The sequence below is a fragment of the Dactylosporangium salmoneum genome, from assembly GCF_039532525.1.
Classification (GTDB): domain Bacteria; phylum Actinomycetota; class Actinomycetes; order Mycobacteriales; family Micromonosporaceae; genus Dactylosporangium; species Dactylosporangium salmoneum.
The window spans coordinates 37,250-57,459 of the sequence record NZ_BAAARV010000083.1 but is presented as its reverse complement, the minus strand read 5'-3'; the positions used below and the strand labels follow the sequence as shown (position 1 = coordinate 57,459).

The following is a 20,210-nucleotide window of genomic DNA, read 5'->3' as shown; positions in this document are numbered from 1 at the left end:
TCACTACCCGGCCACGGGCACGGCAAACCTTTCCGCCTCCAGTTGCCTGGCCACCCGGCGCTCGCGGGCCGGCTGGATCAGCAGGTGGCCGGCCGCGGCCAGCAGGCCGAGGGCTCCGCAGACGACCCAGTGCCAATCACCGAGGTACTGCAGGCTGACCCCGCCCGCGGCCGGCGCGATGAAGCTCGCGGCCGGGAAGGTCAGGTAGAACACGCTCTGGTACCGCCCCCGCAGCGCCTCCGGCGAGAGCTCGGCGATGACGGCGGCGTTCGGCGGCGCGGCGATCATCGAGCCGACCGTCCAGATGGTGGCCGCGGCCAGGTAGCCGCCCACGCCGTCGGCCAGCGAGACGGCGGCGAAGCCCAGGCCGAGGAAGACGTTGGCGACGGCGAGCGCGGTGCCCTTGCGCCAGCGGTCGATCAGGCGCGGCACGAAGAGCTGGCCGACGACGATGAGCAGGGCGGCGTACGCGACGACCGAGCCGTAGACGGACGGCCGCAGCCCGTCGGCGGTGATCGCCAGCGGCAGGATGGTCGAGGTCTGCGTGGACAGGATCGCCAGCAGCAGCGACAGGGCCACGAAGAGCATGTAGGCGCGGTCGGTCAGCGCCGTGTGCAGGCCGCCGGAAGGCTTCGCCGACGCCGACGCCGACGCCGACGCCGACGCCGTGCGCGCGGCCGGGCGGGTCTCCGGGATCTTCCACAGGATGAGCACGGCTGTGACGAGCGTCGCGCTCGCGTCCACGGCGAAGAGCAGTGTGAAGCTCATCTCGGCGAGGGCTCCGGCCAGTACCGAGGCCACCGCCATCCCGAGGTTGAACGCCCAGAACTGCAGGTTGAAGGCGCGGCTGCGGTCGGCGGCCGGGGTCACGTCGACGATGGCGGCCACGAACGCCGGGCCCGGCATCGCGTGCATCAGGCCGAGCAGGGCGGCCAGCGCGGCGATGAGCCAGATCGGCTCGGCCAGGGCCAGGCCGGCCAGCATCACGACCGCGCCGAAGTGGGCCAGCAGCAGCGTCGGACGGCGGCCCCAGCGGTCGGCCAGCACGCCGCCGAGCAGGACGCCGGCGATGCCGCCGATGCCGTAGGAGCCGCCGACCAGGCCGGCGACGGACAGGGTCAGGTGGCGGTCGGAGGTCAGGTAGAGGGAGAGGACCAGCGCGACGAAGCCGCCGACGCGGTTGATGAGCATGCCGGACCAGAGGTACCAGTAGAGCCGGGGGAGGCCCCCGATCGTGGCTCGGTACCAGTTGCGCACGAGAACCGTCCTTTTTAGTTAAGCATCTTTACAGTTTGATCTTATCCAGGTCGTTCTCGGCCGCGGACGCGGTTCCCAACCGCCGGTCGCGGGCCGGCGCGGCGAGCAGGCTCCAGGCGCCGGCGACCGCGCCGACAGCGAGGCAGCCCAGCCACAGCACGGTGTTGCCGGCGTCGCCGGCGTGGTCGCGCACGGCGCCGCCGAGCGTGGGCGCCAGGAACGACGCCAACTGCCAGGACAGGCCGAAGGCGCCCTGGTAGCGGCCGCGCATCGAGACGGGGGAGAGGCCGGCCAGCAGGGCCGCGTTGGACGGGGCGTTGAGCATCTCGCCGGCCGTCCACACCACGACCGTCCCCGCGTAGGCCAGCGGCGAGTGGGCGAAGGCGACGAGGCCGAAGCCGATGCCGATGATCAGGGCGGACAGCGGCAGGACGTAGGCGGCCCGGCGGTTGGCCAGCATCCGGCTCACCGCCATCTGGCCGGCCACGATGAGCACGCCGTTGAGGGCGATCACCAGGCCGAAGGTGCGGCTGGAGAGGCCGTCGGAGATCATCGCCAGCGGCAGCATGGACGCGTGCTGGAGGATCACCAGGGCCACCAGCAGGTTGCAGGCGACGAAGCCGACGAAGACGCGGTCCCTCAGTACCGCCCGGAAGCTACCCCGCTCCGGCTCCGGCCCGGCCACCACCTCCGGGCGGGTCTCCTTCACCCGCCACGCGACCAGCAGCGCGGCGGCCGCGGTGGTGGCGGCGTCGCCGGCGAAGAGCGCGAAGTACCCGGCCTGGGCGGCGAACCCGGCCACCACGGCGGAGACCGCGAAGCCCAGGTTGATCGCCCAGTAGTACGTGCTGAACGCCCGCATCCGGTCCTTGCCGGGTACCAGGTCGGTGACCATCGCGCCGAGCGCCGGGCGGGCCGTCTCGGTGGCCGCGCCGAGCAGAAGGGCGGCGGCCATGATGGTCAGCGGCGCGCGGGCCAGGCCGAGGCCGACCATGACCACCGAGGACGAGCCGAGCGCGAGCAGCGCGGCCGGGCGGCGGCCCCAGCGGTCGGCGAGGTGGCCGCCCACGGTGACGCCGAGCGCGCCGCCGACGCCGTAGAGGCCGATCACGAGGCCGGCCGCCGACTCGCTGAAGCCGCGGCGGGTGGTCAGGTAGATCGTCAGGAACAGGATGACGAAGCCGCCGGCCCGATTGATCAGCGTGGCTGTCCACAACACCCAGAACTGGCTGGGCAGCCGTTGTCTCCCCGTAATGCCTGACACGGTCTTGCATCCTTACAGCAGGAGCCGTGTGATGTCGAAGGGATTCGGTACGGGAGGATGAGTTCATGAGCGAAGTCGGGACACTGGTGCTCTTGCGGCACGGTGAGAGCGAGTGGAACGCCAAGAACCTGTTCACCGGCTGGGTCGACGTGGACCTCAGCGCCCAAGGAGAGGCCGAGGCCCGTCGGGGCGGCGAGCTGATCCGTGAGTCCGGTCTCCTGCCGGATGTGGTGCACACGTCAGTGCTGCGCCGTGCCATCCGTACCAGCGAGATCGCCCTGCACACGGCCGACCGCCACTGGATCCCGGTCCAGCGCACCTGGCGGCTCAACGAGCGCCACTACGGCGCCCTGCAGGGCAAGAACAAGAAGCAGACGCTGGACGAGTTCGGCGAGGAGCAGTTCATGCTCTGGCGCCGCTCCTACGACACGCCCCCGCCGGCCATCGCCGACGACGACGAGTGGTCGCAGGCGGGCGACGCGCGTTACGCGGCGCTGCCCCCGGAGCTGCGCCCGAAGACCGAGTGCCTCAAGGACGTCGTGGCTCGGATGCTGCCGTACTGGTACGACCAGATCGTGCCGCAGCTGCTGAACGGCAAGACGGTCCTGGTCGCCGCGCACGGCAACTCGCTGCGGGCGCTGGTGAAGCACCTCGACGGCATCTCCGACGAGGCGATCGCCAAGCTCAACATCCCGACGGGCATCCCGCTGCGCTACGACCTCGACGCCGACCTCAAGCCGATCACGGCCGGCGGCACGTACCTCGACCCGCAGGCGGCCAAGGAGGCCGCCGAGGCCGTGGCCAACCAGGGTCGCAAGTAACAACGGTTCGCATGCGGGGGGAGGGGCCGGCGGCCCCTCCCCCCGAGGCATTACTGGGCGGCGCGGGACTCCAGGGCCTCGCCCGTGACGAGGAACACGACGTGCCGGCCGGCATTGACGGCGTGGTCGGCGTAGCGCTCGTAGAAGCGCCCGAGCAGCGCCGAGTCGACGGCGGCCTCGGTCTCCTCGGTCCACTTCGGGCCGAACATGATCCCGAACAGGTCGTTGTGCAACTGGTCCATGGCGTCGTCGTCGCGTTCGAGCTGGGCGGCGGCGACCACGTCCAGGTTGGAGATGGCGCTGGAGATCTTGCCGGCGATCCGGTCGGCCACCGCGCCCATCTGCTCGAACGTGGCGACCAGCGGCTCCGGCACGGCGTGGGCCGGGTGGCGGCGCAGCGCCGTCTTGGCCACGTGGTCGGCCAGGTCGCCCATCCGCTCGAGGTCGGCCGCCAGGTGCAGGGCGGTCAGCACCAGCCGCAGGTCGGAGGCGACCGGGGCCTGCCGGGCGCACAGGTCGTACACCTTGTCCTCGACCAGCCGGTAGAGGGCATTGACCTCGGCGTCGCGGGCGATGACCTCCTCGGCGTCGGTCTGGTCGGCGTTGAGCAGGGCGTTGGTGGCGCGGCTCATGGCCGAGCGGACCGCGTCGGCCATCCACACCAGCAGCTTGTTGACCTGCAGGAGGTCGGACCGGTATTCGTCGCGCATAGTGCTCCAATCGTTGTGTACGTCACCGTATGGCCCTTAGCGCCCTGCGCCGATGAACAAACGCGGCCAGCAGGGTGAACACTGGACGTCGTGAGCCCGATTCGTACCTTCGTGCGCGCTGGATGCGGTAACTGGTCTCCTACCATCGGAGCGTGGATTGGAAGTTCCGGCAGCCAAAGGCCGAGGGCCCGGCGATGACCGAGGTGCTCGACGCGCTGCAGGTCGGTGTGCTCGTGCTCGATGAGCTCGACAAGCCCGTGCTGGCCAACGCGGCCGCGCGGGAGATGGGCCTTGTCCGGCAGCGGCAGGCCGGCGGCGCGGCCGCGACCGAGGAGGCGCACACGATCGTGCGGACCCTCGCCGGCCAGGTGCGGCGCACCGGCATCACCCGGGTCGTCGAGTTGGACCTGCCCCGCCTGACGCACGGCGAACCGCTCGGGGTCAACGTCCGCGCGGTCGCGCTCGACTCCGGCCGGGTGGCGATCGAGGCGGCCGACGTGACCGAGGCCCACCGGGTGGCGCGGGTACGGCGGGACTTCGTCGCCAACGTGAGCCACGAGCTCAAGACCCCGGTCGGCGCGCTGCAGCTGCTGGCCGAGGCGCTCCTGGACGCCACGGACAAGGACCCGGCCGCCGCGATCCGGTTCGCCGAGCGCATCAAGCACGAGTCGACGCGGCTCGGCCGGCTCGTCTCCGAGCTGCTGGAGCTCTCCCGGCTGCAGGGCGCGGAGCCGCTGCCCGAGCCGGAGCCGGTCGACGTCGACAAGATCACCGCCGAGGTGCTCGACCGGGGCAAGACCCCCGCCTCGGCCAAGGAGATCGAGCTGCGCTTCCAGGGCGTGCGCGGGCTGACCGTGTACGGCAACGAGAACCAGCTGGTCACGGCGGTGGCCAACCTGGTGGAGAACGCCATCGCGTACTCCCCGGAGCGCACGACGGTCACGGTCACCACCAGCGAGGACAACGGGTACGTCGAGATCGCCGTGGCCGACCAGGGCATCGGCATCGAGCCGCGCGACATCGACCGCATCTTCGAGCGCTTCTACCGGGCGGACCGCGCCCGTTCCCGGGCCACCGGCGGCACCGGGCTGGGCCTCGCGATCGTCAAGCACATCGCGACCAACCACGGCGGTCGCGTGACGGTGACCAGCACGGTAGGAGTTGGCTCGACGTTCACGTTGCGGCTGCCTTCGCGTCCGACGGACGCAGCGTTGGCGATACCGCCGTCAGTTGAGATCGGAGGGGCCTCATGATCGTTATGCAACAGCAATCTCCACCCCGCGGTTCGCAGCGCAGTGCGGCTCCCCGGCAGCTACGAAAGGACAGCACGTTGGCGCGCGTACTCGTGGTCGAGGACGAAGAGTCGATCTCGGACCCGTTGTCGTACATGCTCCGTCGCGAGGGCTTCGAGGTCTCCATCGCCGCGACCGGCACCGAGGCCCTGACCGAGTTCGACCGCACCGGCGCGGACATCGTCCTGCTCGACCTCATGCTGCCCGAGATGTCCGGCACCGAGGTGTGCCGGCAGATGCGGCAGAAGTCCAACGTGCCGATCATCATGATCACCGCGCGGGACAGCGAGATCGACAAGGTGGTCGGCCTGGAGATCGGCGCCGACGACTACGTCACCAAGCCGTACTCGCCGCGCGAGCTGGTCGCCCGCATCCGCGCGGTGCTGCGCCGCCAGGTCGACGCGGTCGGCGAGCTCGCACCGCCGACGCTGTCGGCCGGCCCGGTCCGCATGGACGTCGACCGGCACGTGGTGACCGTGGCGGGGGATTCGGTACAGCTGCCGCTCAAGGAATTCGAGCTGCTCGAGCTGCTGCTGCGCAACGCGGGCCGGGTGCTGACCCGCGGCCAGCTCATCGACCGCGTGTGGGGCGCCGACTACGTGGGCGACACCAAGACCCTCGACGTGCACGTCAAGCGGCTGCGCTCGAAGATCGAGCCGGAGCCCTCGGCGCCGCGGTACATCGTCACGGTCCGCGGCCTGGGCTACAAGTTCGAGCCGTAGGACTCACGAGCAGCACGGCGCTCAGCCGGCATTGGCGACCGATTCGCGGTTGCGCCTGCGTTCCTCCATCTCGCGGCGCAGGACGTAGCCGCGGATCGCGCGCCCGATCAGCTCGCTCGTCTCGTACGTGATGATCACGTCGTAGGTGGCGTGCTCCGGGTCACGGCGGACGAACAGCACGGAACCGTTCAGCGTGATCACCTGCTCTTCGAGCGAGACCCGCACCTCCACGCGGTCGTCGCGGTCGAAGCGGTCCTCGAGCATCCGGCAGCGCACCCCGCCCTCGGAGAGGTCGATGACCCGACCCGAGTACGTGGTGCCGCCCATCGTGACCTCGACCCGCTCGCCGCCCCCACCGCGCACGTAGTTGCGCCGGGTCTGCAGCCGGATCGACCCGACCGCCTCCAGCAGCCAGCGCGGCGGCTGCTCGCGGCCCAGCTCGACGAGCTTCACGTCGACCGCCTGCCGCCGGTCGCCCGCCACCCAGGCCAGCTCCATCGACGCGCCGAGCTTGGGCACGTCCGCGGAGCTCACGCCGAAGGGGGCGGCAACGGTCAGGCGCTTGCCGCTGACATCCTCGACCCGGGACTGATAGGCCTCGCCGTCCATCAGCACCACGTCGACCAGGGCGTTGATCGCGGGCAGGCTGGTCACGCCCGCACGTTCGGCTCACCCGGGCGAGACTTGAGAACTCCTGCCGCACGACACGCCCGGCTGCCGTAGCGTTTTTCCTGGTGCGCAGCTTCAACACCGGCCCGGCCGGCACACTCCTGATGGTCGTCGGCCTGCTGCTGGCGGCCAGTTCGACGTACACGGCGGTCGCCAAGGGCGGCTGGCCGGACGTCCTGCCGAGCATCCTGATCGGCCTGTCGCTGACGGCGGTGGGCTACTCCCTCGTCGCCCGGGCCCGCCGCTCGCAGTCGCGATCAGATGGGCCGGATGGGGATGAGCTTTAGCGCCGCGGTGGTGGCGGGGTGCGGGGCGACCAGGCCCTGGGCGGCCCGGGCGGCGCACAGCTCGGCCAGCCGGGCGTAGGCCGCCTTGCCGATCAGCTCGGTCAGCTCCGGCTCGTACTCCTGATACATCCGCTTGTCCCCGACGTGCGCCTCCGGCGACGAGGTGCACCACCAGTGCAGGTCGTGCCCGCCCTCGCCCCAGCCCCGCCGGTCGAACTCGCCGAGCGTCGAGACCAGTACCTTGGTGCCGTCGGAGCGCTTGCGCCAGTCCTGCTCCCGGCGCACCGGCAGCTGCCAGCACACGTCCGGCTTGTACTCCAGCGGATGCACGCCGTCACGCAGGGCCTGCCCGTGCAGCGCGCAGCCGCCCCCGCCGGGGAAGCCGGGGTCGTTCTGGAACACGCAGCCCCCGCCGGGCCGGGTGGCCGTGCGCAAAGCCTGGCTCTTGCCGTCGATCGTGTCGTTCTCGGTCCACCGCTTGAAACCCCGGCGGTAGTACTGCCAGTGCTCCGGCGTCAGCTTCTTGACCGCGGCGCGCACGCGCTGCTGGTCGTCGTCGTCGGTGAAGAAGGCGCCGTGCGAGCAGCAGCCCTCTTCGGCCCGCCCCTCGATGATCCCGTGGCACCCGCGCCCGTAGATGCAGGTCCAGTTGGACAACAGCCACGTCAGGTCGGCGCGGATCAGGTGGTCCTCGTCGGCCGGGTCGGCGAACTCGAGCCACTCGCGCGGGAAGTCAAGGTCGACCTCGAGGCTGCGCGGGTCGTCTGTCTCATCGACTTCGACCTCGACGTGGATGTTCATTGGACCAAGGCTACGCCCTCGCCGTTACGGTTTACGCATGCGACTCGGCGTGCTCGATGTAGGCTCCAACACCGTTCATCTGCTGGTGGTGGACGCGCACCCCGGCGCACATCCGTGGCCGGCCCACTCCCAGAAGGCGGAGCTGCGCCTGGCCGAGCGCATCGGCCGGGACGGCAACCTGACCAAGGCGGGCGCCGACAGCCTGGTCGCCGCCGTCGCACAGGCCCGCGCCGCCGCCGAGCGGCTGGAGACCGACGACCTGCTCGCCTTCGCCACCTCGGCCGTGCGCGACGCCAAGAACTCGGCCCGCGTGCTGCGGCGGGTCCGCGAGGAGACCGGCGTCGACCTGCAGGTGCTCTCCGGCGAGGCCGAGGCCATCATGACGTTCCTGGCCGTGCGGCGATGGTTCGGCTGGTCGGCGGGGCGCCTGCTCGTGATGGACATCGGCGGCGGATCCCTCGAACTGGCGGCCGGGATAGACGAGGAGCCGGATGTGGCGCTTTCGGTACCGCTGGGAGCCGGCCGCCTGACCCGCGAGCGCCTCGCCGGCGACCCGGCGAGCGCGGCCTCGGTCGAGGCTCTGCGCGAGCACGCCGAGGCCGAGGTGGCCCGCACGGCCGAGCGGCTGCTCAAGAGCGGCTGGGACCGCCCGGTGGCCACCTCGAAGACCTTCCGTACCCTGGCCCGCCTCGCCGGCGCGGCCCCCTCCAACGCTGGCCCCCGGGCCCCGCGCCGGCTCACCCGCACCGGCCTTCACCAGGTGCTCTCCTTCATCCGGCGCATCCCGTCGGCCGGCCTGGCCGAGATCGACGGCGTCAGCCCGGGCCGCGCCCACCAGATCCTCGCGGGCGCCGTGGTGGCCGACGCGACCATGCGGATACTCGGCATCGACGAGGTGCAGATCTGCCCCTGGGCCCTGCGCGAAGGAGTGATTCTTCGCCGTCTGGAAGTGCTGGAGTCGCGTTGATCGACAGGAGACGCTACCTGGGTCGGGCTAGCCTGGTGGTGTGAGTCGTCAAGTTCCGGTCCTGTTGTCCACCTCCTCGGTCTTCCCGGAGCCGACCGCGGCCGGCTTCGAGATGGCCGCCGCGCTCGGCTACGACGGCGTCGAGGTCATGGTGTGGTCGGACGCCGTGAGCCAGGACTCCGGCGCGTTGGTCGGTCTCTCCCGCCACTACGACGTGCCGGTGCTCTCCGTGCATGCGCCATGTCTCATGGTGACGCAGCGCGTGTGGAGCCCCGACCCGTGGGAGCGCCTCCGGCGCGCGGCCGAGCTCGCCGACACGCTGGGCGCCACGACGGTGGTCGTGCACCCGCCGTTCGCCTGGCAGCGCGATTACGCCCGGACCTTCCAGTCCGGCCTCCTGCGCCTCGGCCGGCAGTTTCCGGCCATCCGTTTCGCCGTGGAGAACATGTTCCCGCTGCGCGGAGTGGGCCGCGAGTTCGTCCCGTACGCGCCGAGCTGGGACCCCACCGAGACCGGCTTCGACGCCTACACCCTTGACCTGTCGCACTGCGCCGCGTCTCGCACGGACGCCATCGCCCTGGCCGACACCATGGCCGGCAACCTGGCCCACGTCCACCTGGGCGACGGCACGGGCAAGGGGCGCGACGAGCACCTGGTGCCGGGGCGGGGCACCCAGCCCTGCGCCAAGCTGCTGGCCTCGCTGGACGCCCGGGGCTTCACCGGCTCCGTGGCGGTGGAGGTGGGCACGCGGAAGGCCGGCAGCCGGGCCGAGCGGGAGGCCGACCTGGCCGAGTCGCTGCGCTTCGCCCGTCAGCACCTGGCTACGCCGTCCCCGGTCGTCTGAGTCCTGGCCTGCTCGTCCGGACGCTCGTCCGGTTTTGCGCGATAAGTCGGGCGCTGGCGCGCCACGACTTATCGGACTTATACCCCGACAGGCGAAATCTTACGAACCCGGAGGTTTCGCAGATCGCGCAAACCTTGCCCGGAGCGGTGCGAGGAGATGCGGCTCGAGGGCGCGGGGGAGGAGCGGGTGGGGAAGCACGCCGCGGACCCGTGAGGGCGTGCGGCTCGAAGCCGTTGATGAGGTGCGGGGAAGGGCGCGTCCCGCAAGGCAGCCGTGGGGAGAAGCGGGCCCAAGCTGCAGGGAAGTGCGGCGTGGAGCCGTGCCGAGCTGCGGCCCGGGCTCGGCGGACCAGGGTCAGGCGCCCGTGTGAAGGAGCAGGCCCAAGCCGCAGGCAAGTGCGGCGTGGAGCCGTGCAGAGGTGCGGCCTTGGCCCGACGGACCAGGGCAAGGCGCGAGCGAGAGCCGCGGGGCGGCGGCAGCAGCGTCACGGCCCCGGTCCGCGGAGGTGGTCCGCGAGCCGGGGCCGAAGAAGTCGATGTCAGATCTTGCGTACGGACTCGGCCTGGGGGCCCTTGGGACCCTGCTTGATCTCGAATTCGACGCGCTGGTTCTCTTCGAGGCTGCGATAGCCATCCGCGACGATTGCGGAGAAGTGGACGAAGACGTCGTTGCCGCCGTCGACGCTGATGAAGCCGAAGCCCTTCTCAGCGTTGAACCACTTCACGGTTCCCTGGGCCATGGTGCTGTTTCTCCTTCGTAGGGCGTTGTGATCCGGTGACGTACCCGGTGTCGGGGGCCGGCCCAACGAAGGCCGGCCCCGCATCGCCCAACCCCGCGTGTCCGATTTATCGGACGCGCGGTAAAGCGAACCACATGACGCAAGATATGCCGAAGTTCACAGCGTCGGGGTGGTTTCCAGCAGTTACGCCGTGACGACCGCCCGATCGGAGTCCCCGACCGGGAGGTCGGAGACCGCCGCTGGGGCGAGGGAAGCTCGCTTTCGGGCCCGATGTGCGGCCACGTGCGAGCGGGTGGCGCAGCGCTCCGAGCAGAAGCGGCGGCAGCAGTTGGACGAGGTGTCCAGGTACACGTTGCCGCAGCGATCGTCGGCGCAGACGCCGAAGCGGGTGCTCCCGTGCTCGCAGAGCCACACGGCCAGGCCCCAGGCCGCCCCGGCCAGCAGCTCCGAGCTGACCGACGAGCCGCGACCGGTCACGTGCATGTGCCAGTCGTGGGTGTCGTGGCCGGAGATGCGCGGCTGCATGGGATACGCCTCGAGCAGCGCGTTGAGCTCGGCGACCGCGGCCACGTCGCGGCCGGACGAGCCGTGCTCGAAGACCTCCCGGAGCCGCTTGCGGGCGCGCCGGAAGGCGATCAGATCGCGTTCCGTCGCTTCCGCGGTCTGCCAACTGTCCTCGCCGAACAGGGCGGCGAGGTCCTGCATGCTTTCGAGCGGCGCGTTGACGATGTCGACGGCGGTCCGCGCATACGCGTCGAAGTCCACCCGACCAAGGTAGTCAAGAAATGCCACAGTGGCGACCAGGCGTCACCGGACGTCTCCAGTTCTGTCTACGCTCGGCACATGCTCAGATCGGTCATCCTCGCCGCCGCCCGCTCCCACAGGGTCGAGCGGATCGTTGAAACCGCCCCGGTCAGCCGCAGCATCGTGCGTCGCTTCATTGCCGGGGAACACGTGGACGACGCGCTACAGCGCACCCGCGAGCTGGCCGCCGACGGCCTGGCCGTCACCATCGACTACCTGGGAGAGGACACCACCAATCCCGAGCAGGCCGAGACGACCCGCGACGAGTACATCAAGCTGCTCGACGCCCTGCACGCCGCCGAGCTGACCCCCGCCGCCGAGGTGAGCGTGAAGCTCTCCGCGCTCGGCCAGGTCTTCGACGAGAAGCTCGCGTACGAGAACGTCCGCGCGATCTGCGCCAAGGCCTCCGAGGCGGGCACCACCGTGACGCTGGACGCCGAGGACCACACCACCACCGACTCGACGCTGGACGTGCTGGGCCGGCTGCGCGGAGAGTTCCCGACCACGGGCGCGGTCCTGCAGGCCTACCTGCGCCGCACCGAAGCCGACTGCCGCGAGCTGGCCGTCGAGGGGTCCCGGGTGCGGCTGTGCAAGGGCGCCTACCGGGAGCCCGAGTCGGTGGCGTACCAGGGCCGCCTGGACGTCGACAAGTCCTACGTGCGCTGCCTCAACGTGCTGATGTCCGGCACCGGCTACCCGATGGTCGCCACCCATGACCCCCGCCTGGTGGCCATCGGCGAGGACCGGGCCAAGTGGTTCGAGCGCAGCCCCGACGAGTTCGAGTTCCAGATGCTCTACGGCGTGCGCCCCGACGAGCAGCTGCGCCTCGCCCAGGCGGGCTACACCGTGCGGGTCTACCTGCCGTACGGCACTCAGTGGTACCCCTACATGATGCGCCGCCTGGCCGAGCGCCCCGCGAACGTCGGATTCCTGGCCAGGGCCCTGCGCTCGCGCGGCTAGCGACGCCGTTGGCCGGCGGGAGGAACCGGCCCGAACCGCTCATCCCGCCGGTTCTCGTCCGTACGGGCGACGCGGCGCCTTGACCGGGTCACGTACGGTCCGGCGGTGATGGAAGGGGATGGACGGCGGTACGCGGGCGCATCTGACGACACCGCGAGCCTCCCGGCATTTCCCCGCCAGCGCGAGCCCGAGCCCGACGAGCGGCCCTCGCCGCCTTGCATTCTGCGGCAGTACGGCGAGCAGCCCCCCATCTCGGGACGGCACCGCGAGCAGCTGCCCATCCTCCGGCGCGCCACGACGCTGCGCGCGGCCCTGTTCGGCGTCCTGGCCTTCCTGCTGCTCGCGCCGCCGGCCGCCGTCGCGTACACCACGGTCCGCGACGAGGGGGCCGCCACCGTCGCCGCCCAGGAGCTGCCCGCCGGCCGGGACCGGGGCGTCGGCGGCCCGGGCGCGCGAGACGGCCGCCCGGCCGCCCCCGGTGAGACCCACCGAGCGGCCCCGACCACCGTCGACGGCAGGATCCGCCAGGCCCTCGCCGACCAGGCCGCGGCGCTGCTGGCGGGCGACGAGGACGGCTTCCTGGCCGCCGTCGACCCGTCCGCGCCCGGGCTGCGCGAGGAGCTCGCCCGGCGCTTCGGCTCGCTGCGCCAGCTGCAGGTCAAGGTCTGGCAGCCGGTGGTCAAGGCCAAGGTCCGGACCGAGGCCGGGGGCACCGCGTCGGCGACCGTGGCCGTGCAGTACTGCTTCGTGGTCCAGGCTTGCGAGCCGATGGGCCTGGAGGCGGACACCCGCTGGAACGTCTCCGGCAAGACGGTCACACTGCTGTCCTTCGGCACGGCCAAGGCGCTCGGGCCGCGGCCGTGGGAGGTCAGCGACCTGCACTCGGCCGTCGGCTCGCGGGTGGTGGTGTCGACGACCGCGAAGTACGCCTCCCGCCTCTCCTCGATGCTGACCGCCGCGGAGAAGGCCGCCGCGCTGACCGACAAGTACGCCCGCTGGGGCTCTCCGCCGTCGCGGTACGTGGTCTACCTGGCCGGGCCGGACGAGTGGGCGTCCTGGTACGGCATCAACCAGGCGGCCTGGGTGGCCGGCTTCGCGATGCCGCTGAACGCGAGCGCGACCGAGATCGTCGTCAACGCCGCGCGGGTCGACACCCGGCAGGCCCTCGACGTGCTGCGCCACGAGTTCACGCACGTCGTGACGCTGGACGGGGTCGAGAAGGCCTACCCGCACACCTGGTGGCTGGTCGAGGGCATCGCGGAGTACGTCCGCATGAAAGGCAACGGCAACAAGCCCTTCGACGGCATGGCCGACGTGCGCTCCTACGTGCGCAGCGGGCACTGGGACGGCAGCATCGCCCTCGACGACCCGCCGGACGGCGCCACCACGAGCGACGTGAGCGGCCGCTACGGCGTGGCCTACCTGTCCCTGCAGCACCTGGCCGAGCACTACGGCGAGGACCGGCTGCTCGACTTCTTCGGCTTCGCCGTCCGCGAGGGCATGGCGCTGAGCGATGCCGCGCCCAAGGCCTTCGGCGCGAGCTGGGCCGACATCCAGGCGGAGTGCGCGCAGGCCGTGCGGGCACACGTCTGATCGCGCAGCGCGCCAGCCGTGCGGGCATATGCCCGATTAGTAAGCCTTTTCCAGGCTGATCTCGCCGTCCCGGATGTGGTCGGCGCAGGCGATAGCGCGGTCACCGGTCGGGCCGCCGGCCTCGATGGCGGCTGGGTCACCCGAGGTCATGCGGGGATGGCCGGTGCTCATCGGAGGAAACGGATCTGCGGGTAGTGGGGTGAGGGGCGCTGGAGCACCGGTGCGGTCAGGTGGGCGATCATCCAGCTCCATCAGCTCGCGCAGCTGATCGTCCTCGGTGGCGTGGCAATCTGGCTGCTGATCGCGGACCTGCGTATCCGCTTCCACCGCTGAAGGGCGGCATCTGTGAAGAACCGGCTACGCGAACTGCGCGCAGCTCGCCGATGGAGCCAGGCCGACCTGGCCGACCGGTGCCAGGTCTCCCGGCAGGCCATCAACGCCATCGAAACCGAGCGGTACGACCCCAGCCTGCCTCTGGCGTTCACCATTGCCGACGTCTTCGGCCTGACCATCGAGCAGATCTTCCGTCCTGACCGGACGGAGGACACGGGCGACCCGGCCTGACATCGAGTCTTGGATGGTGGAGCGCCTGGTCATCAAAAGCGCGCAAGATCAACGCCCGTTGAAGCGCCGGGGCAGAGGTGACAAGAGGGCGTATCTAAACTTGTCAGCGTGCATCGCGTCCCCTCGCGAACAACGGCCGTGGCCCTCGTCATCCTCGTGTCGCTCACCGGCGCCTCCTGCAGCGGCCACGACAGCGGCATCGGGCTGGGCACCGCCGGGCGAGCCGACGTCGTCGAGGTCGTCGACGCGCCGGCCACCATCACCGCCCGCGCCGCCGCCACCCTCACCGCCGCGGCCGACGGCACGCTGGCCACGCTCAGCGTCAAGCCGGGCGACTCCGTCGCGGCCGGTCAGGTGCTCGCCGTCGTCGACTCGCCCTCGGCACAGCAGCGGCTGAAGGAGGCGGGCGACGCCCTCGACGCGCTCAACCGGTCCGGCGGCGGCGCGGTCGGGGTCAAGAACCTCTCGGCCCAGCAGAAGCGCACCGACGACGCGGCCGCGAAGGCGTTCGCCGACGCGCGGACGGCCGCCGGGCAGATCGCCGACGCCGCGGTGCGCACGACGCTGACCACCCAGATCGACCTCGCCGAGCGCACGTACCAGGAGGCGGCCGCCTCGGCGCGGGCCGTGATCCAGAGCGTCCAGCGCGGGCTGGCGAGCATCTCGCAGGCGATGTCGGCGCTGACCGCGGCCCAGCGGGCGCAGGCGCAGTCCGCCTACGACCTGGCGCGCTCCACCGTCGACCAGCTCACGCTGCGGGCGCCGGTGGCCGGGGTGGTGCAGCTGGGCGGGACCTCGGCGGCCGGCGCCCCGTCGATCACCGACCTCATCGGCGCGGCGACCGGGGGACAGGCGCCGGCCGCGACCTCGGCGCCGACGGGCGGCAGCCCGCCGGGGGTGGACCCCGCGGTACCCGTCGGAGGAAAGGTCTCGGCGGGAACGGCCATCCTGACCGTGGTCGACGTCTCGGAGCTCGGGCTGATGGCCGAGGTCGACGAGACCGACGTACTGCTGGTCGAGCCCGGCGTGACGGCCCGGGTGGAGCTCGACGCCGCGCCGGGAGCCGCCTACGAGGCCACCGTGACCTCGGCCGACGTGCTGCCGACGACCTCGGCCCGGGGCGGCGTGGCCTATCGGGCCAGGCTGCGGCTCGGGGCCGGCCGCTACGACGACGGGCGGGCCGCGCCGACGCCCCGGCCGGGCATGAACGCCGTGGCCCACCTGCAGGTGCGCTCGATCCGGGACGCGGTCACGGTGCCGGCCGCCGCGGTGTTCAACGTGGGCGGCAAGGACGTCGTCTGGCTGGTCCGCGACGGCAAGGCGGTGCAGCAGCCGGTCAGCGTCGGCGTCTCCGGGCAGGACCGCGTCCAGGTGCTCAGCGGCGTGGCCGACGGCGACCAGCTCGTGGTGCGCGGCACCGACAAGGTCCAGCAGGGCATGGAACTGCCGGGATGACCGCGGCGTTGGTCGCCCGGGACGTCACGCGGGAGTACGCCCTGGACGGCGTCACCGTGCCGGCGCTGCGCGGGGTCAGCTTCACGATCGACGAGGGCGACTACGTGGCCGTCATCGGGCCCTCCGGCTCGGGCAAGTCGACGCTCATGCACCTGCTCGGCGGCCTGGACCGGCCCACCTCCGGCCGGCTGCTGATCGGCGGGCGGGACGTGACCGGCCTCGACCCGCGGGAGCTCGCCCGGCTGCGCAACGAGGTCATCGGCTTCGTCTTCCAGTCGTTCCACCTGCTCGCCCGCACGAGCGCGGTCGACAACGTCGGGCTTCCGCTGGTGTACCGCGGGGTGCGGGCCGGCGAGCGCCGGCGCCGCGCGGTGGCGATGCTCGAACGGGTCGGGCTCGGCCATCGCCTCGACCACCGGCCCAACCAGCTCTCCGGCGGCGAGCAGCAGCGGGTGGCCATCGCCCGGGCCCTGGTCACCGACCCGCGGGTGCTGCTGGCCGACGAGCCGACGGGCAACCTCGACACCAAGAACGGCCAGGCCGTCCTCGCCCTGCTGGAGGCGCTCAACCGCGAGCAGGGGGTGGCGCTGGTGATCGTCACGCACGACCGCGAGGTGGCCGCGCGGGCCGATCGGCAGATCGTGATGCGCGACGGCGAGATCGTGCCGCACCAGGGGCCCGACGGCATGGCCGCGGGGATCGGGTCGTGAGGCTCGCCGAGGCGTGGCGGGTCGCCATCGACGCCCTGCGGGCCAACCGGCTGCGCAGCACGCTGACCATGCTCGGCGTGATCATCGGGGTGGCCGCGGTGGTCGTGCTCGTGGCCATCGGCACCGGCACCAAGCAGGAGATCGAGCAGCAGGTCGAGGGCCTCGGCTCCAACCTGCTCATCGTGGTGCCGGGTGAGGTCAACATCGGCTCGGCGCCGTCGGTCTCGCGCATGGACCTCTCCGACGTCGACGCCGTGTCGAAGATCGTCGGCGATCGCGGCCGGGTGGCGGTGACCGTCGCCTCGGGGGAGACCGTGGCGGCCGGCAACGCGGAGACCTTCGCCAGCATCAACGGCGTCATCGAGACGACCCCGAACGTCTTCGTGCGCCACCTGGCCCGCGGCACGTACCTCACCCGCTCCGACGTCGACACCCAGCGCCGGGTCGCCGTGCTGGGCTGGGGCGTGGCCCACAAGCTCTTCGGCGACCGGGACGCGGTCGGCCAGCAGCTGACCATCGCCGGCGTGCGGTTCCGGGTGGTCGGCGTCTTCGAGCAGCTCGGGCAGAGCCTCGGGATCGATCGCGACAACGAGGTACACGTGCCGATCACGACCGCCCAGCGCCTGCTCGGCACCAACCGGGTCGACGGGATCGCGGTCAAGGCGCCCGACCGCGGTGAGATCGGGGACCTCTCCGCCCGGATCATCGCCGAGCTCACCCGCCGGCACCCGGGCACCCAGTTCAGCGCCGTGACGCAGGAGCAGATCCTCGGCGTGCTGGGCGACATCCTGGGCGTGCTGACCGGGGTGCTCGCCGCCATCGCGGGCATCTCGCTGCTGGTCGGCGGGGTCGGGGTCTCGAACATCATGCTCGTGTCCGTGCGCGAGCGGACCAAGGAGATCGGGCTGCGCAAGGCGGTCGGCGCCCGGCCGCGCGACATCGGGGTGCAGTTCCTGCTCGAGGCGGTGCTGCTGACCACCCTGGGCGGCTTCATCGGGATGGCGCTCGGGGTCGGGGCGGCCCTCGTGGTCGCGGCACTTTCACCGGTGCCGGCGGCGATCACCTGGTGGTCGCTCGCGCTCGCCTTCGGGGTCTCCGCCGGGGTGGGGATCGTATTCGGCGTCGTCCCTGCCCAGCGTGCGGGCCGTCTCGACCCCGTGGTTGCCCTGCGGACCGAATGATCAAGTCCGCGGCAAAGATTCCGACGAACCGGGGGTGCAAGTCACAGCAGTACCGCTACCGTACTGGTAACACGCTGATTGAGTAACGAGGCGAGCACGCCGGTCGGAGGTCGCGATGTCGAGCACGCCACACACCACCGAAGGCCGGTTGGGCGAGGTCAGGTTCCTGACCGTCGCCGAGGTGGCCACCCTCATGCGGGTGTCCAAGATGACCGTCTACCGCCTCGTCCACGCCGGCGATCTCACCGCCGTCCGCGTGGGTCGGTCGTTCCGGGTCCCTGAGCACGCGGTCGACGCGTACCTGCGCGAAGCGTTCCGTGAGACCGCTTAGCGGGGTCGTTTTCCGATCTAGCAGCGGTACGGCTACCCTTGAACGGCTAACCATGTCTTCAGCGTGCCAGCGATGGCACGCGCTCCGCTGTATCGAGGAGATGCTCGTATGGGCTCGGTGGTCAAGAAGCGCCGCAAGCGTATGGCCAAGAAGAAGCACCGCAAGCTGCTGCGCAAGACCCGCGTCCAGCGTCGTCGTCTCGGCAAGTAGCGTTTCTGAACTTCATCCGGTGGCCGGTCCCTTGACGAGGGGCCGGGCCGCCTGGTTGCTCATGAGTCCTTTCGCGATCGGAGTCGCGTGAGCGCGTCGCCAAGCGTCGTGCTGGTGACCGGGGTGAGCCGATATCTCGGCGCTCACCTGGCCGCCCGGCTCGCCGCCGACCCGCGCATCCGCCGCGTCATCGCCATCGACGCCTCGGCGCCCGCCGGGGCGCTGGCCGACGTGCTCGCGGCGGCCGGCGAGAAGGTCGACCTGCACCAGCTGGACCTGCGCACCCCCGGGGTGCTGCGGGTGATGGTCGATGCCCGCGTGGAGGCCGTGGCGCACCTCGCCGTGGCTACCGCGACCGACCAGCACGGCGGCCGCGCCGCGATGAAGGAGCTCAACGTCATCGGCACGATGCAGCTGCTCGCCGCCTGCCAGCAGGCGCCGCGGCTGGCCAAGCTGATCGTGCGCTCGTCGACCGCGGCCTACGGCGCCTCCTTCCGCGACCCCGCGATCTTCACCGAGGACACCGAGCCGCGCGAGGTGCCCCGGGGCGGGTTCGCCAAGGACGTGCTCGACATCGAGGGGTACGTGCGGGGCTTCCGCCGCCGCCGGCCCGACGTGGCTGCGACCGTGCTGCGCTTCGCGCCGTTCATCGGCTCCGCGGTGGACACGCGGCTCACGCGGTACTTCGCCCAGCCGGTCGTCCCCACGGTGCTCGGCCGCGACCCGAGGCTGCAGTTCCTGCACGTGGACGACGCCTTCGAGGTGCTCGAGCGCTCGGTCACCGAGGCGCACCCGGGCACCTTCAACGTGGCCGGGGCGGGCACGCTGACCCTTTCCCAGGCGGTACGGCGAGCCGGCCGGATGACCATGCCGATCCTCGAGCCGGGCCTCAACGCGCTGGCCGGGCTGGGCCGCGCCGGCGTCACGCTCGACCAGCTCGACCTCTTCGTGCACGGCCGGGTGGTGGACACCACGAAGCTGATCCGCGAGTTCGGCATCACCCCGCGCTCGACGATCGAAGCATTCGAAGAGTTCGTCCGCAGCCGCCGCGATGGCGAGCTGCTGCCCGCGGATACGATTCGCTCGGTCGAGCAGGCCCTGCTCGAGGGATTCCGCCGGACGCGCGCGGCCAGGCAGGCGTTGGAGAGTGGCGATGACTGATCCGGATCTCCCCGATGTGTGGGACGACCGGGTCGCCGGCGCGCTGGCCTTCATCCGTGAGCGGCTGACCGGCGACTACGAGATCGACGGCTTCGGCTTCGACAAGCACCTCACCGACGGGGTGTTCCTGCCGATGCTGCGGCCGCTGTACCGGCAGTGGTTCCGCACCGAGGTCTTCGGCACCGAGCACGTGCCGAAGGAGGGCCCGGCCCTGGTCGTGGCCAACCACTCGGGCACGGTCGCCCTGGACGCGCTGATGCTCTCGGTGGCCGTGCACGACGAGACCGACGCCCGCCGCCACCTGCGGCTGCTCGGCGCCGACCTGGTCTTCCGCATGCCGTTCATGTCCGAGATGGCCCGCAAGTCCGGCGCCACCCTGGCCTGCAACCCCGACGCCGAGCGGCTGCTCGCGGAGGGGGAGCTGGTGGGCGTCTTCCCCGAGGGCTTCAAGGGCATCGGCAAGCCCTTCGCCGAGCGGTACAAGCTGCAACGCTTCGGCCGCGGCGGCTTCGTGTCGGCGGCCCTGCGCACCGGCACCCCGATCGTCCCGGTCTCCATCGTCGGCGCCGAGGAGATCTACCCGAAGATCGGCAACATCCGCCCGCTGGCCCGGCTGCTCGGCGCACCGTACTTCCCGATCACCCCGACCTTCCCGTGGCTGGGACCGCTGGGCATGATCCCGCTGCCGAGCAAGTGGATGATCGAGTTCGGCGAGCCGATCCCGACCGAGGAGTACATCGACTCGGCCGACGACCCGATGGTGGTCTTCAACCTGGCCGACCAGGTCCGCGAGACGATCCAGCAGACCCTGTACAAGCTGCTCGAACGCCGCCCGGACGCCTTCTCCGCCTGAGCGCGCCGGCGCCCG

Annotated in this window: 24 protein-coding genes; 16 read left to right on the top strand and 8 right to left on the bottom strand. The window is 71.5% G+C overall.

Going from position 1 to position 20,210, the window contains the following annotated elements; translation table 11 throughout:
* Positions 1 to 3: 3 nt before the first annotated feature.
* On the bottom strand, positions 4 to 1,257 hold the full coding sequence (locus tag ABD352_RS41660; protein ID WP_425553875.1) for an MFS transporter: 1,254 nt from the start codon (positions 1,255 to 1,257) through the stop codon (positions 4 to 6).
* A gap of 28 nt (positions 1,258 to 1,285) precedes the next feature.
* Positions 1,286 to 2,521, bottom strand: a complete 1,236-nt coding sequence (locus tag ABD352_RS41655) for an MDR family MFS transporter (RefSeq protein WP_344618108.1) — start codon at positions 2,519 to 2,521, stop codon at positions 1,286 to 1,288.
* 65 nt (positions 2,522 to 2,586) lie between these two features.
* Here ABD352_RS41655 and ABD352_RS41650 point away from each other — a divergent pair, with 65 nt between their 5' ends.
* The gene (locus ABD352_RS41650) at positions 2,587 to 3,342 is read left to right on the top strand and encodes a phosphoglyceromutase (protein ID WP_344618107.1); all 756 of its coding nucleotides are present in this window, start codon (positions 2,587 to 2,589) and stop codon (positions 3,340 to 3,342) included.
* A gap of 50 nt (positions 3,343 to 3,392) precedes the next feature.
* Here ABD352_RS41650 and phoU read toward each other — a convergent pair whose 3' ends face one another.
* Positions 3,393 to 4,052 (bottom strand): phosphate signaling complex protein PhoU, encoded by a 660-nt coding sequence (gene phoU / locus ABD352_RS41645; RefSeq protein WP_344618106.1) that lies wholly within the window; start codon positions 4,050 to 4,052, stop codon positions 3,393 to 3,395.
* 131 nt (positions 4,053 to 4,183) lie between these two features.
* Here phoU and ABD352_RS41640 point away from each other — a divergent pair, with 131 nt between their 5' ends.
* Both ABD352_RS41640 and ABD352_RS41635 read left to right on the top strand, forming a co-directional pair.
* Positions 4,184 to 5,305 carry a sensor histidine kinase gene (locus tag ABD352_RS41640; RefSeq protein ID WP_344618263.1) on the top strand — a complete coding sequence of 374 codons (1,122 nt, stop codon included), beginning with the start codon at positions 4,184 to 4,186 and terminating at the stop codon, positions 5,303 to 5,305.
* 77 nt (positions 5,306 to 5,382) lie between these two features.
* Positions 5,383 to 6,066, top strand: a complete 684-nt coding sequence (locus ABD352_RS41635; RefSeq protein ID WP_344618105.1) for a winged helix-turn-helix domain-containing protein — start codon at positions 5,383 to 5,385, stop codon at positions 6,064 to 6,066.
* A 21-nt stretch (positions 6,067 to 6,087) separates the two neighbouring features.
* Here ABD352_RS41635 and ABD352_RS41630 read toward each other — a convergent pair whose 3' ends face one another.
* Positions 6,088 to 6,720: a PilZ domain-containing protein gene (locus ABD352_RS41630; protein ID WP_344618104.1), complete on the bottom strand. Its 633-nt coding sequence runs from the start codon at positions 6,718 to 6,720 to the stop codon at positions 6,088 to 6,090.
* Between the two features lie 80 nt (positions 6,721 to 6,800).
* On the opposite strand from ABD352_RS41630, the gene ABD352_RS41625 reads away from it, so the two are divergent.
* Positions 6,801 to 7,022: a hypothetical protein gene (locus ABD352_RS41625; protein WP_344618103.1), complete on the top strand. Its 222-nt coding sequence runs from the start codon at positions 6,801 to 6,803 to the stop codon at positions 7,020 to 7,022.
* Here ABD352_RS41625 and ABD352_RS41620 read toward each other — a convergent pair.
* Positions 6,993 to 7,823 (bottom strand): DUF3109 family protein, encoded by an 831-nt coding sequence (locus tag ABD352_RS41620; protein ID WP_344618102.1) that lies wholly within the window; start codon positions 7,821 to 7,823, stop codon positions 6,993 to 6,995. The genes ABD352_RS41625 and ABD352_RS41620 overlap by 30 nt on opposite strands.
* 37 nt (positions 7,824 to 7,860) lie before the next feature.
* Here ABD352_RS41620 and ABD352_RS41615 point away from each other — a divergent pair, with 37 nt between their 5' ends.
* Both ABD352_RS41615 and ABD352_RS41610 read left to right on the top strand, forming a co-directional pair.
* Positions 7,861 to 8,790 carry a Ppx/GppA phosphatase family protein gene (locus ABD352_RS41615; protein ID WP_344618101.1) on the top strand — a complete coding sequence of 310 codons (930 nt, stop codon included), beginning with the start codon at positions 7,861 to 7,863 and terminating at the stop codon, positions 8,788 to 8,790.
* Positions 8,791 to 8,830: 40 nt separating this feature from the next.
* Positions 8,831 to 9,634 carry a sugar phosphate isomerase/epimerase family protein gene (locus tag ABD352_RS41610; RefSeq protein WP_344618100.1) on the top strand — a complete coding sequence of 268 codons (804 nt, stop codon included), beginning with the start codon at positions 8,831 to 8,833 and terminating at the stop codon, positions 9,632 to 9,634.
* Positions 9,635 to 10,172: 538 nt separating this feature from the next.
* Here ABD352_RS41610 and ABD352_RS41605 read toward each other — a convergent pair.
* Both ABD352_RS41605 and ABD352_RS41600 read right to left on the bottom strand, forming a co-directional pair.
* A complete protein-coding gene (locus tag ABD352_RS41605) occupies positions 10,173 to 10,373 on the bottom strand; it encodes a cold-shock protein (protein WP_344618099.1) in 201 nt (66 codons plus the stop codon).
* 183 nt (positions 10,374 to 10,556) lie between these two features.
* Positions 10,557 to 11,138, bottom strand: a complete 582-nt coding sequence (locus ABD352_RS41600) for a CGNR zinc finger domain-containing protein (RefSeq protein ID WP_344618098.1) — start codon at positions 11,136 to 11,138, stop codon at positions 10,557 to 10,559.
* Positions 11,139 to 11,216: 78 nt separating this feature from the next.
* Here ABD352_RS41600 and ABD352_RS41595 point away from each other — a divergent pair, with 78 nt between their 5' ends.
* Together ABD352_RS41595 and ABD352_RS41590 are read left to right on the top strand one after the other, a co-directional pair.
* Positions 11,217 to 12,137: a proline dehydrogenase family protein gene (locus ABD352_RS41595; protein ID WP_344618097.1), complete on the top strand. Its 921-nt coding sequence runs from the start codon at positions 11,217 to 11,219 to the stop codon at positions 12,135 to 12,137.
* 108 nt (positions 12,138 to 12,245) lie between these two features.
* A complete protein-coding gene (locus ABD352_RS41590; protein ID WP_344618262.1) occupies positions 12,246 to 13,730 on the top strand; it encodes a basic secretory protein-like protein in 1,485 nt (494 codons plus the stop codon).
* A 36-nt stretch (positions 13,731 to 13,766) separates the two neighbouring features.
* Here ABD352_RS41590 and ABD352_RS41585 read toward each other — a convergent pair whose 3' ends face one another.
* The gene (locus ABD352_RS41585) at positions 13,767 to 14,057 is read right to left on the bottom strand and encodes a hypothetical protein (RefSeq protein ID WP_344618096.1); all 291 of its coding nucleotides are present in this window, start codon (positions 14,055 to 14,057) and stop codon (positions 13,767 to 13,769) included.
* 18 nt (positions 14,058 to 14,075) lie between these two features.
* Between ABD352_RS41585 and ABD352_RS41580 the strand changes: the two genes are divergently transcribed.
* From ABD352_RS41580 to ABD352_RS41545, 8 genes are all read left to right on the top strand, one after another.
* Entirely contained in the window at positions 14,076 to 14,294 is a 219-nt protein-coding gene (locus tag ABD352_RS41580) for a helix-turn-helix transcriptional regulator (RefSeq protein WP_344618095.1), read from the top strand.
* Positions 14,295 to 14,402: 108 nt separating this feature from the next.
* Positions 14,403 to 15,749: an efflux RND transporter periplasmic adaptor subunit gene (locus ABD352_RS41575; protein ID WP_344618094.1), complete on the top strand. Its 1,347-nt coding sequence runs from the start codon at positions 14,403 to 14,405 to the stop codon at positions 15,747 to 15,749.
* Positions 15,746 to 16,459, top strand: coding sequence for an ABC transporter ATP-binding protein (locus ABD352_RS41570; protein ID WP_425553872.1), 714 nt, complete (start codon positions 15,746 to 15,748; stop codon positions 16,457 to 16,459). Before ABD352_RS41575 ends, ABD352_RS41570 begins: the two co-directional genes overlap by 4 nt.
* On the top strand, positions 16,456 to 17,640 hold the full coding sequence (locus tag ABD352_RS41565) for an ABC transporter permease (protein WP_344618093.1): 1,185 nt from the start codon (positions 16,456 to 16,458) through the stop codon (positions 17,638 to 17,640). Before ABD352_RS41570 ends, ABD352_RS41565 begins: the two co-directional genes overlap by 4 nt.
* Positions 17,641 to 17,755: 115 nt before the next feature.
* Entirely contained in the window at positions 17,756 to 17,971 is a 216-nt protein-coding gene (locus tag ABD352_RS41560; RefSeq protein ID WP_033363444.1) for a helix-turn-helix domain-containing protein, read from the top strand.
* A gap of 108 nt (positions 17,972 to 18,079) precedes the next feature.
* Positions 18,080 to 18,181 (top strand): 30S ribosomal protein bS22, encoded by a 102-nt coding sequence (locus ABD352_RS41555; RefSeq protein WP_007465623.1) that lies wholly within the window; start codon positions 18,080 to 18,082, stop codon positions 18,179 to 18,181.
* Between the two features lie 87 nt (positions 18,182 to 18,268).
* Positions 18,269 to 19,342, top strand: coding sequence for an NAD-dependent epimerase/dehydratase family protein (locus tag ABD352_RS41550; protein ID WP_344618092.1), 1,074 nt, complete (start codon positions 18,269 to 18,271; stop codon positions 19,340 to 19,342).
* Entirely contained in the window at positions 19,335 to 20,195 is an 861-nt protein-coding gene (locus tag ABD352_RS41545) for a lysophospholipid acyltransferase family protein (protein ID WP_344618091.1), read from the top strand. Before ABD352_RS41550 ends, ABD352_RS41545 begins: the two co-directional genes overlap by 8 nt.
* The last annotated feature ends 15 nt before the right edge of the window (positions 20,196 to 20,210 follow it).

Excerpts from the sequence above, each read along its gene's own strand:
- ABD352_RS41570 (WP_425553872.1), top strand. The coding sequence starts at position 15,746 with ATGACCGCGGCGTTGGTCGCCCGGGACGTCACGCGGGAGTACGCCCTG.
- ABD352_RS41595 (WP_344618097.1), top strand. The coding sequence starts at position 11,217 with ATGCTCAGATCGGTCATCCTCGCCGCCGCCCGCTCCCACAGGGTCGAG.
- phoU (WP_344618106.1), bottom strand. The coding sequence starts at position 4,052 with ATGCGCGACGAATACCGGTCCGACCTCCTGCAGGTCAACAAGCTGCTG.
- ABD352_RS41555 (WP_007465623.1), top strand. The coding sequence starts at position 18,080 with ATGGGCTCGGTGGTCAAGAAGCGCCGCAAGCGTATGGCCAAGAAGAAG.
- ABD352_RS41590 (WP_344618262.1), top strand. The coding sequence starts at position 12,246 with ATGGAAGGGGATGGACGGCGGTACGCGGGCGCATCTGACGACACCGCG.
- ABD352_RS41605 (WP_344618099.1), bottom strand. The coding sequence starts at position 10,373 with ATGGCCCAGGGAACCGTGAAGTGGTTCAACGCTGAGAAGGGCTTCGGC.
- ABD352_RS41650 (WP_344618107.1), top strand. The coding sequence starts at position 2,587 with ATGAGCGAAGTCGGGACACTGGTGCTCTTGCGGCACGGTGAGAGCGAG.
- ABD352_RS41545 (WP_344618091.1), top strand. The coding sequence starts at position 19,335 with ATGACTGATCCGGATCTCCCCGATGTGTGGGACGACCGGGTCGCCGGC.
- ABD352_RS41615 (WP_344618101.1), top strand. The coding sequence starts at position 7,861 with ATGCGACTCGGCGTGCTCGATGTAGGCTCCAACACCGTTCATCTGCTG.
- ABD352_RS41560 (WP_033363444.1), top strand. The coding sequence starts at position 17,756 with ATGTCGAGCACGCCACACACCACCGAAGGCCGGTTGGGCGAGGTCAGG.
- ABD352_RS41620 (WP_344618102.1), bottom strand. The coding sequence starts at position 7,823 with ATGAACATCCACGTCGAGGTCGAAGTCGATGAGACAGACGACCCGCGC.